Origin of the sequence: Neobacillus canaveralius, assembly GCF_047237705.1 — a bacterium.
Classification (GTDB): domain Bacteria; phylum Bacillota; class Bacilli; order Bacillales; family Cytobacillaceae; genus Neobacillus; species Neobacillus niacini_K.
Genome location: NZ_JBDFLL010000001.1, coordinates 4,361,357 through 4,372,526, shown reverse-complemented (window position 1 = coordinate 4,372,526; position 11,170 = coordinate 4,361,357). Strand labels below are relative to the sequence as shown.

The following is an 11,170-nucleotide window of genomic DNA, read 5'->3' as shown; positions in this document are numbered from 1 at the left end:
AGATACATTATCTTATAGCTATATCTCTCCAATAGACGTTTGGGTAATAACAGGGGGAAAAGCAGGTAAATTTTAATAGGAGAAAGAAGGGGATTATATGACAAATACGAAGAAAAAGATTACGATTCCTAGAGCCGTTGGTTATGGGTTAACGGACATCATGGGTGGCGGTGCTTTCACCGTTATTGCAGCTTGGCTAATGTATTACTATACAACATTTGTGGGTTTAACTCCTGTTGAGGGTGCCTCCATTATTGCTATTGCTCGTGTGGTGGATGCTGTAGTGAGCTTATCTATCGGCAGTATCACAGATAACTTCTATAAATTCAAATTGGGTAGAAAGTTTGGCAGACGCCGTTTCTTTCTATTAATTGGTTCACCGTTAATGGCAACATATGTGTTGCTCTGGTTTACAGGAATGAATTATTGGTACTATCTAGTAAGCTATTTGTTATTTGAAATCGTTATGGCTTTAGTATTAATTCCATGGGAAACGCTTCCTTCCGAAATGACAAAGGATTTTAATGAAAGAACGAAATTATCCACAGCAAGAATGTTCATGTCTGGTACAGGTGTATTTTTAGCCACATTTGTTCCTGCACGTTTAATCGCTTACTTTGGTGAAGATAATGCGTATGCTTATTTTATCAATGCTGTATTTTTTGCGATACTTTTTGCGATTTGTATCTTTATCTCTTATAAAGTAACATGGGAAAACAAGCTTACACCTGAGGAAGAAAGCGAATTCATCGCACAATCCAGAAAATCTAAAAGTTTTAGTGAAACACTTAGTACGATTGGCTCTGTTTTAAAGGAATATGGAACTACTTTAAAAATAAAAAGCTTTCGTAAACATTTAGCGATCTATTTATTATCGTTTACTGCTAAGGACGTATTTAATGCTGTTTTTGTTTATTTCTGTGTATTTGCTCTAAGCATTTCATCATCACTGGCCGCAGACTTGTTATCACTTAGTATCATTGGGGTACCTATTATGCTGGTAGCTGGATTCTTAATGATAAAAGTAGGCCCTGGTAATCTGTACAAAATCTCCTATTCTGTAATGCTAATCTGCTTGGGAGCGTTTTATACTGTCTATTTAACTAAGCCTGACTCAATGGTCGTCATGCTGTTTGTGATTGCAGCTTTTTATCAAGTTGGCAGAGCAATTTTAGACTTTACACCGTGGAATGTATTCCCTTTCATTCCGGATATTGATGAGATTGTAACGAGACAAAGACGAGAAGGATTATTTGCAGCAGTTATGACATTCGCCAGAAAAACGTCTGTTGCATTGGCTACTATGGTTGTGGGACTTGTACTACAATGGGGCGGTTTTGTAGCGGGAGAAAAAACACAGACTATAGAGGCAGTTCATACCATCGTCTATACTATGGTCATTGGTGCTTCAGTGCTTCTTGTTGCAGCATTACTAGTTGTGTTCTCCTTTAAATTAAATAAACAAACTCATAAAATATTAGTCGATGAAATTGATAGATTAAAAAATAATGGTTCAAAACTTAAAGTGGATCCAAAAACAAAAGAGGTTGTTGAAAATCTTACTGGATATAAGTATGAGGATATCTGGAAGGATAATAATGATGGAAGTAAAGTGAAATCTGCTTAAGTGAAGTCACTCAATAGAAAGAGTAAGGTGAAAAAACTATGTCAATCCGTGAAAAATATTTGTTCGAGTTTATCAATGAAGAAAATAATTGTTTATCTTTTAAATTAAATCATAGTGAGTTTATTGCTAGGGTATTAGTTTTAGAAAATGATATTGTACGTGTTCTAATGACAAAGGGCGATAAGCTATCGCTGCCGCAAACATGGTTAGTCGCACCGGGGATGGATGATGTCCCTATGGAAGGTAGAGACCGTTTGGATGTTAGTCCATTTAGTCTGCCACACTATGTTTCGTACGAAAAAGAAGAAGTATTTTATATTGAAACATCATCATTAAAAGTTGAAATTAATTTAAATGGATTCATTATACATTGGTACCATAAAGATTCAGAAACATCAGATTATATTCATCTTATGAATGATCGGAAAACTCAAGCATATAATTTTGATGGTTCACTAGGGGAAGGTATATTTCATTATATCGAGAGAACGAAGGAAGAAAGCTATTACGGTTTAGGTGAAAAGGCAGGAGAAACCGACCGCTATGGTAAGCGCTATCGTATGATGAATGTTGATCCAATGGGTTACGATGCCCAATATACCGACCCATTGTACAAACATATCCCGTTTTATATAACCCGAAATGATAAGACAAATATTACATTTGGAATTTTTTACGATAATATGTCAAAAGCAGTATTTGATATGGGAAATGAAATGGATAATTATCATGGCTGGTATCGCTATTTCCAATCAGATGCGGGAGATTTAGATTACTATATCATAGCTGGCCCCGAAGTGAAGGATGTTGTAAAAAGATACACTTGGTTAACAGGGAAAACGATTTTCCAGCCAAAATGGAGCCTGGGTTATTCGGGATCTACTATGACGTATACAGATTTACCGAAATCCCAGGAAAGATTAAATGAATTCCTGCAATTATGTGAAGAACATGATATTATTTGTGATTCGTTTCAATTATCATCAGGCTATACATCCATTGGGGATAAACGTTATGTATTTAACTGGAATAGAGATAAGTTCCCAGATCCTAAAGGGTTCTCAGAAGGATATCATGAAAAGAATGTGCATCTTTGTGCGAACATTAAGCCTTGCTTGTTAAAAGACCATCCATTATTCAAGGAATTAGAAGATAAAGGGATGTTTATTAAATCACTGGATGGCGAGACGCCTGAAATGGCACAATTTTGGGATGAAGTTGGAGCCTACCTCGATTTTACAAATAAAGATACTTACGAGTGGTGGAAAAAGCAGGTAACCGAAGCATTACTGGAATATGGTATTGATTCTACATGGAATGATAACAATGAGTTCGAAATTTGGACGAAAAACATACGAAGCAATGGGTTTGGACAAGAGGTGAATTTTGAACTTTTACGTGCATTACAGCCATTGTTAATGATGAAGGCTTCCTATGAGGCACAAAAGGAATTTTCACCTGAGGTAAGACCTTATTTAATTTCTCGTTCCGGTAGTCCGGGAATGCAGCGATATGTTCAAACATGGACAGGTGATAATTATACGAGCTGGAAAACTGTAAAATATAATATTAAAATGGCCATTGGTTTAAGCTTATCAGGTATATATAATATCGGTCATGATATTGGCGGATTTTCCGGTCCTGCTCCGTCACCGGAATTATTTGTCCGCTGGGTGCAAAATGGAATTTTCTATCCTAGGTTTACGATACATTCATGGAACGACGACCAAACGGTCAATGTTCCTTGGATGTATGAAGAATCAACGGATGCTATTAGAGATTTAATTAAGTTTAGACACAGATTAACTCCATATTTGTATACTTTGTTATACAATGCTCACGATCAGTATGAGCCAATCATTAAACCAACTTTCTACGAGTTTGGGCATGATAAAAAGACATTTGAAGAATGTGATGATTTTATGTTAGGTGATTCCATTCTAGTGACATCTGTGGTAGAAGAAGGAGCAAATGAGCGAACAGTGTACTTACCAGAGTACGTTGGCGGGTGGTACGATTACCATACATCAACCTGGTATGAAGGTGGACAAACTGTAACCATACCTGCACCATTAACGTATGCACCCTTCCTTGTAAAAGCAGGCAGTATCATTCCAGTGAATGATGCAGACTGTTCATTTTTAACAAAGACCAACGATGAACGGGGATTTGAGTTATTCCCTCACCAACAATCAGGTACATCAGCTTATGTATTATATGAGGATGACGGAATCTCTTCAAATTATCAAGAAAATCATACTAAACTTCATGTTCACATGAAAACAACAAGTGATCGATTAGAACTGTCTATAGAACAAGAAGGAGTTTTCGAGTTGTCATATAAGCAAATTAAATTCCATTTGCCAAAAGGTGAAATACGTGAGCTAGTGGTGAACGGACAGCCTTTACAACAAACAGATGATGGAAGTTTTGTTTATCAGCTATAAAAAATAAAGGATATTACCCTTATATATACCCTATAGTACAGATATACATATTAAGTCTAACTATAGGGTGTTTTTTTGTATAATGATTAGTGTGATATTAAGTGTTTCACATCACGAATGAGTTATCATCAAAGAAAGGGAAGTATTATCCCATGAAAAAAACATTGAGTACGATTACTATCTTTTTTATAACATCGATTTTTGTACTTTTACTATCAGCCTGTGCAAACAACAAGAGTCCAAAAGATACAATCGGATCAGATAATGAAAAGAAGGTAACCTTGGATTTCCTCTGGTTTAGTGACGGTGTAGAGGGAAAGGTAATGAAAGAGATTATCAAGGATTATCAAGCAAAACATCAAAATGTTGAAATTAAATTAATAGAAGTGGCTTATCAAGATTTAGATACAAAATTAAAAAGAATGATAGCAGGCGGGGAACCTCCGGCATTAGCGCGAATAACAGATACGGGGAATTATGCTGATTTTGCATTAGATCTTACACCATATGTTGGAGGAGAGGAAGAATTTACCTCTCAATTCCTGCCAGCAATTAAACCTTATTATGTGAAGGATAATAAAATTATTGCAACACCTATGGATGTTACGGCAACATGTATTATTTATAACAAAACATTGTTTGTTAAAGCAGGGGTGCAAGTTCCACAAAATCCTGATGAAATATGGACCTGGGATGAATTTGTCGGAGCTATTGAAAAAGTAAAAGAAAAGGGCGGAGCAGAATACGGGCTGTTAGTCGATTTTACACCTAGAAGATATTCCACTTTAGTTTATCAATTTGGCGGAAGCCTCATGACAGAAGATGGTTCTGCACCAGCAATCAATAATGCAAAAGGAGTAGAAGCATTAAATTATTTTATCAAACTTCATAAAGACGGGATTATTCCTGAATCTGTTTGGTTAGGAGTAGAAGATCCAATTAATCTTTTCCGCTCAGGACAAGCTGCTGCTCACTTTGCTGGAAACTGGATGTTAAGCAACTATAGTGATATTGAAAACTTTGAGTGGGGGGTAACATATCTTCCTAAAAAAGAAATACGTTCTTCTGTACCAGGAGGAAAATATATCATGGGCTTCAAAAATACAGAGACGGAAGACGAAACAGCTGATTTTATTAAATATTTATCATCAAAGGAAGTTAACGCTAAATTTAATCAAGAGTCTCTGTTGTTAAGTTCAAGATTAGATAACAGTGACTTAAACTACGAGTTTGGTAAAGAGATGTTTAAAATATTTTCAAATGAGCTAGAAAATACGCCCGTTATTGCAGCCGAAGATTGGCGAAATCAAGAGGTCATCTCCCAAGTTTCCACTGTTATGAGAGACTCTATCGTAAGAGCTCTAAATGGGGAAGTAACGTCACAAGATGCAATGAATGCAGTGGCAGAAAAAATTATAGAAGCGATTGAAGGAAGTAAACCTAAACATTTTGATCAGATAGATGAGATGCCAGATGACCTTGAATCATCAAACCATTCAGCCACTTATTAAAGGTGTCTTGAGGCATAGACCCAGTTTCCATTTTAAAGCGTTTAATAAACTATGAACTATAACTATTAATAACAGTGATGGAGAGGGTAAATGTTATGAATCAGAAAATCATCCCTGCATCTTCTAATATGAAGGAATTCGAATCCTTTTTGAAAAGTCCTTACGAGATTGGTGTATTTTTAGATATGCATATCGCTCAGTTAAAACATATTAGTAGGATGGCTAAGGAAAAAGGAAAGAAAATGATTTATCATGTGGACTTAATCCACGGCATTAAAAATGATGATTATGCTACAGAGTATATTTGTCAAGAATTCAAGCCATACGGCTTAATTTCAACTAAATCTAGTGTGATTCAAAAAGCAAAGCAAAAAGGTGTAATTGCTGTACAAAGAATTTTCTTGATTGATAGTCATGCTCTTGAAAAAAGCATTAAATTAATAGCAAAAACCCAACCTGATTACATTGAAGTCCTGCCTGGAGCAATGCCAAAGATTATTGCGGAAGTTAAGGAGATTGTAGGAACACCTATTTTGGCAGGAGGGCTAATTCGAAATTCTGAAGATGTAGATGCAGCACTAATGGCAGGGGCTACAGCCATCACCACTTCAAAACAAGAGTTATGGGTGGATTTTTTTTAATTAATTAACAACATAATCATATTAAATAAGGTGTTGACACTATTTTCGTAGAATCTTATAATATCCACAACAAGTTAACATTTTGTGACGGAGTAGGAGATTCACGCAGAAACCCATTTTGTGGTTATTTCTGATGAGTGAGTCTCTTTTTTTTATATCTTTTTAAGATAATATTTTTTGGAGGAAATGACTAGTGGAAAAATATATATTATCTCTAGACCAGGGTACAACAAGTTCCCGTGCCATTCTCTTTAATAAAAATGGACAAATTGTTCATTCAGCCCAAAAGGAATTCAAGCAATACTTTCCAAAGCCAGGTTGGGTCGAACACAATCCAAATGAAATTTGGGGTTCTATTCTTTCGGTTGTTGCAGAAGTATTATCAGAATCCGAAATTAAACCTGAACAAATTGCAGGTATAGGGATTACAAACCAACGCGAAACAGCTGTAGTTTGGGACAAAGAAACAGGCCATCCAGTTTATAATGCAATTGTCTGGCAATCAAGACAAACAAGTGAGATTTGTGAAGAGTTGAAAGAAAAAGGTTATAATTCCTTATTTCGTAACAAAACTGGACTGTTGATTGACCCTTACTTCTCAGGGACAAAGGTAAAATGGATCCTTGATCATGTGGAGGGGGCACGGGAAAAAGCGAATCAAGGAAAATTATTATTTGGGACGATTGATACTTGGCTGGTTTGGAAACTATCGGGTGGCCGTGCGCATGTAACGGATTATTCTAACGCTTCCCGAACCTTAATGTTTAATATCTATGAATTAACGTGGGATGACGAATTATTAGATATATTAGAGGTGCCTAAATCCATGCTGCCAGAGGTTAGACCATCATCTGAAATTTATGGAAAAACGGTTGATTATCACTTTTTTGGAAACGAAATTCCAATTGCGGGGGTTGCAGGTGACCAGCAGGCTGCATTGTTCGGACAGGCATGTTTTGAAGAAGGAATGGCCAAAAATACTTATGGAACCGGTTGCTTTATGTTGAAAAATACAGGTGAAAAAGCTGTGCGCTCAGAGCATGGGTTATTAACCACTATAGCTTGGGGGATGAATGGAAAAGTAGAATACGCACTGGAGGGAAGTATTTTTGTGGCAGGTTCTGCCATTCAGTGGCTTCGTGATGGGTTAAGAATGTTTAATGACGCAAAGGATAGTGAAAGATATGCAGCAAAAGTCGATTCAAACGATGGCGTCTATGTGGTTCCAGCATTTGTTGGCTTAGGGACTCCTTATTGGGATAGCGATGTCCGGGGTGCCGTTTTTGGATTAACCCGTGGTACAACAAAGGAGCATTTCATTCGGGCTACGCTAGAATCTCTTGCATACCAAACAAAAGATGTATTATCTGCAATGGAAGCTGATTCTGGAATTGAACTAAAAACTCTCCGTGTTGATGGCGGGGCGGTGAAAAATAATTTCCTAATGGACTTCCAAAGTAATATATTGGATGTTCCAGTAGAAAGACCAGTTGTAAATGAAACTACCGCATTAGGAGCAGCATATTTAGCAGGACTTGCCGTTGGATTCTGGGAAAGCCAACAAGAAATTGCAAAGCAATGGTCAGTTGACCGAACATTTTTACCAAAAATGTCTGATGAAAATCGAAATAGATTATACGACGGTTGGAAAAAGGCAGTCAATGCAACAATGGCTTTTAAATAATTGTTTTCAATTTACTTATATAATGCTATACTGAAACCAAAGTTAATAACTGGCAGGAGAATTAGGAGAGACCACAAAAACATTATCGTTATTGATAATGTCTTTTGTGGTCTCTTTTTATTTCATCTGAAAAATAATTCTAGTAAACAAGCAGGAGGAGTAGTACATTATGAAATTTTCAAACCTAAATCGAACTGATTTTGTTAACAAATTTAAAACAGAAGTTTTTGATGTATTAGTTATAGGCGGAGGAATTACCGGAGCTGGTATTGCCCTTGACGCACAAACCCGAGGTATGAATACGGCTCTAGTTGAAATGCAGGACTTCGCTGCTGGGACCTCAAGCAGATCGACTAAATTAGTTCACGGCGGGCTTAGATACCTAAAACAATTTGAAGTTAAAATGGTGGCAGAGGTTGGAAAGGAAAGGGCGATTGTCTACGAAAATGGCCCGCATGTAACAACCCCAGAATGGATGTTATTACCTCTTCATAAGGGTGGTACATTTGGTAAATTTAGCACATCCATTGGACTTCGTGTATACGACTTCTTAGCGGGTGTTAAAAAGTCGGAACGGAGAAAAATGCTAACCTCACAGTCTACTTTAGAAAAAGAGCCGCTTATAAAAAAATCTGGCTTAAAGGGTGGCGGTTATTATGTTGAATATCGTACAGATGATGCAAGGCTGACCATTGAGGTTATGAAAGCAGCGGTGGAAAAAGGGGCAATTGCTTGTAATTATACAAAAGTATCAAAGCTTCTTTATGAAAATGGTAAGGTAATTGGTGCTTTGGTCGAAGATCAATTAACGGGAGAAAGGTATGAAATTCATGCCAAAAAGATAGTTAATGCTGCCGGACCATGGGTGGATCAAATTCGTGAAATGGATCAATCCAAAAAAGGGAAAGTCCTGCAGCTTTCAAAAGGTGTTCACATAGTAATTGACCAATCCACTTTTCCTTTGAAACAAGCAGTCTATTTTGACACACCAGACGGCCGGATGGTGTTTGCGATCCCTCGTGACGGAAAGGTCTATGTCGGAACAACAGATACTTTCTATAATGAAGATGCCGTAAACCCTAATATGACAGAAAGTGATCGTAGTTATATTTTAAATGCGATTGATTATATGTTCCCTGAAGTTAAAATAAGTGAAAAAGATGTTGAATCAAGCTGGGCAGGTGTACGACCGCTTATTTACGAAGAAGGGAAGAATGCATCAGAAATTTCTAGAAAAGATGAGATCTGGGAGTCTAATTCGGGATTAATCACTATCGCCGGAGGTAAATTAACAGGCTATCGTAAAATGGCTGAGATGGTGGTTAATTTATTGGCATCAAAATTAAAAACTGAAGTGGGGAGCAGCTTTAAAAACTGCCAAACGAAGTATCTCCCAATATCTGGTGGAGATGTTGGAGGTTCAAAACAATTTCCTTCCTTTATTAATGAAACTGTTAAAAAAGGGATAAAAATGGGTCTTACCAAAGATGAGGCTGAAACATTAGTAAAAATATATGGCTCCAATAGTAACACTGTGTTTGAATTGTTGAAAAATAATACATCTGACGCAAAAAAATATCAGCTGCCTACAGTGTTATTTGCAAAGTTACTTTATAGCGTTGAACATGAAATGATTGCCACACCTATAGATTTCTTAAACCGCCGTACAGGTGCCATTTTATTTGATATACAAACCGTAAAAGAATGGAAGAAGCAAGTAATTGCTTATTTAGCTGATCGGTTAAATTGGTCTGGTCAAGAGAAAAACAAATATTCATCTTCTGTAGAAGAGGCGTTAAAAGCCTGTATCGTTCCTGTGGATCAACCAAACTCTTACCCAAAGGCAGTAAATGGTAATTAAATTCGAAGGTAATAGGAAATATATAACTTAGTATTATACTAGATAAATTTTTAAAAGGTTAGTAGGGTGAACTTCATGGAATTAGGTGTTGGTTCTTATCTTAAGAAGATAAATAAGAGTTTGATTTTAAGTAAAATAATAAAGCATGCCCCAATCTCTAGGTCAGACTTAGCAAATATAACAAAATTAACGAAGGCAACCATTTCTGCACAGGTAGCAGACCTTTTAGAGGAAGAGTTAATTATCGAATTCCAGACAGAGTATAATAGTGTTGGCAGAAAGCCGGTAATGATTTCACTTAGTTCGAATGCCGGGTATGCACTCGGAATTGATCTTGATTACCGGGATATTAAATTTACTATATCTGACTTAATGGGGAACCAAGTTTATTCTGATAAAGTAGAGTTAAAGAATTCAAACTATGATGAAATTCTTCATATTTTAATCCGCCAAATTCGTGTATACCAAGAAAAATATTCTCACAGTCGATTTGGTATTATTGGTGTTGTCGTTGGAATACATGGAACAGTGACGAATGAAGAATGCATATCTTTTGTTCCACATCATAGGTGGTATAACAAGGATTTAAAGGCTGATATAGAGAAAAATGTAAATATAGTAGTTAATATTGAAAATAATGCAAATTTATGTTCATTTGCAGAAAAAATATATAAATTCCATCAAAGCAAGAACTTAATAAGTATTAGTATGTATTCCGGAATTGGTATAGGGTTTTTAATCAACGGAGAACTGGTAAAAGGGTATCATGGTTACGCAGGGGAAATGGGTCACATGATTATTAATCCTAATGGAAAACCTTGTAATTGTGGCAATTTTGGTTGTTGGGAATTATATGCTTCTGAAGTAAGCTTCATTAATGCATTATCTGAGAAATTAAATAAGCCAAAATTGACGTACGAGGATATCGGAAATCTTGTTATTGAGAGAAACCCAGCAGTTATGGATCAATTTGATGAATTTATAAAGAACGTATCTATCGGACTTAACAATATTATTAATATCCTAAATCCTGAAACACTGGTATTAAATAGTGAGTTATTAAAATTGTTTCCTGAAGCAATGAGTTTAATCCAATCAAACTTAAAAGCTTCAATTAGTAATTATAAAGAAATTTTCATTTCAGATTTTGGTACAAACGCGTGTGTAATGGGTGCATGTGCCCTGGCTATTAAGAACTTTTTAGAAATACCGGAATTAAGTTTATCAGTTGAGCAGGATGAGTTTTATAATCAAGTAATTTAAAAAAGAGATAATAATGTGATATTTATACTATCTAAATAGAATAATTAAAGATGAGAAGCCGTTAACAAGATTTTTCTTGCGCGGCTTTTTGAACTATTAGAATTATCTGTTAGTCAAAATTTTCAACAAATACCTC

7 protein-coding genes are annotated in these 11,170 nt (G+C 36.1%); all 7 read left to right on the top strand.

Annotation, left to right across the window (positions count from 1 at the left end):
- Positions 1-97: 97 nt before the first annotated feature.
- The 7 genes from ABC255_RS21390 to ABC255_RS21360 all read left to right on the top strand — a co-directional run bounded on the left by ABC255_RS21390 (position 98) and on the right by ABC255_RS21360 (position 11,034).
- Positions 98-1,627, top strand: coding sequence for an MFS transporter (locus ABC255_RS21390; RefSeq protein WP_412996718.1), 1,530 nt, complete (start codon positions 98-100; stop codon positions 1,625-1,627).
- A gap of 38 nt (positions 1,628-1,665) precedes the next feature.
- Positions 1,666-4,074: a TIM-barrel domain-containing protein gene (locus tag ABC255_RS21385; protein WP_412996716.1), complete on the top strand. Its 2,409-nt coding sequence runs from the start codon at positions 1,666-1,668 to the stop codon at positions 4,072-4,074.
- Positions 4,075-4,226: 152 nt separating this feature from the next.
- Positions 4,227-5,585, top strand: coding sequence for an ABC transporter substrate-binding protein (locus ABC255_RS21380; RefSeq protein WP_412996715.1), 1,359 nt, complete (start codon positions 4,227-4,229; stop codon positions 5,583-5,585).
- Between the two features lie 95 nt (positions 5,586-5,680).
- Complete coding sequence (locus ABC255_RS21375; protein ID WP_335535593.1) at positions 5,681-6,226, top strand: glycerol-3-phosphate responsive antiterminator; 546 nt, start codon at positions 5,681-5,683, stop codon at positions 6,224-6,226.
- Between the two features lie 193 nt (positions 6,227-6,419).
- Positions 6,420-7,910 (top strand): glycerol kinase GlpK, encoded by a 1,491-nt coding sequence (glpK, locus tag ABC255_RS21370; protein WP_412996712.1) that lies wholly within the window; start codon positions 6,420-6,422, stop codon positions 7,908-7,910.
- Between the two features lie 169 nt (positions 7,911-8,079).
- Positions 8,080-9,771 (top strand): glycerol-3-phosphate dehydrogenase/oxidase, encoded by a 1,692-nt coding sequence (locus tag ABC255_RS21365; RefSeq protein WP_412996710.1) that lies wholly within the window; start codon positions 8,080-8,082, stop codon positions 9,769-9,771.
- Between the two features lie 75 nt (positions 9,772-9,846).
- A complete protein-coding gene (locus ABC255_RS21360) occupies positions 9,847-11,034 on the top strand; it encodes an ROK family protein (protein ID WP_412996709.1) in 1,188 nt (395 codons plus the stop codon).
- Positions 11,035-11,170: the final 136 nt, after the last annotated feature.

Excerpts from the sequence above, each read along its gene's own strand:
- ABC255_RS21360 (WP_412996709.1), top strand. The coding sequence starts at position 9,847 with ATGGAATTAGGTGTTGGTTCTTATCTTAAGAAGATAAATAAGAGTTTG.
- ABC255_RS21365 (WP_412996710.1), top strand. The coding sequence starts at position 8,080 with ATGAAATTTTCAAACCTAAATCGAACTGATTTTGTTAACAAATTTAAA.
- ABC255_RS21385 (WP_412996716.1), top strand. The coding sequence starts at position 1,666 with ATGTCAATCCGTGAAAAATATTTGTTCGAGTTTATCAATGAAGAAAAT.
- ABC255_RS21380 (WP_412996715.1), top strand. The coding sequence starts at position 4,227 with ATGAAAAAAACATTGAGTACGATTACTATCTTTTTTATAACATCGATT.
- ABC255_RS21375 (WP_335535593.1), top strand. The coding sequence starts at position 5,681 with ATGAATCAGAAAATCATCCCTGCATCTTCTAATATGAAGGAATTCGAA.
- ABC255_RS21390 (WP_412996718.1), top strand. The coding sequence starts at position 98 with ATGACAAATACGAAGAAAAAGATTACGATTCCTAGAGCCGTTGGTTAT.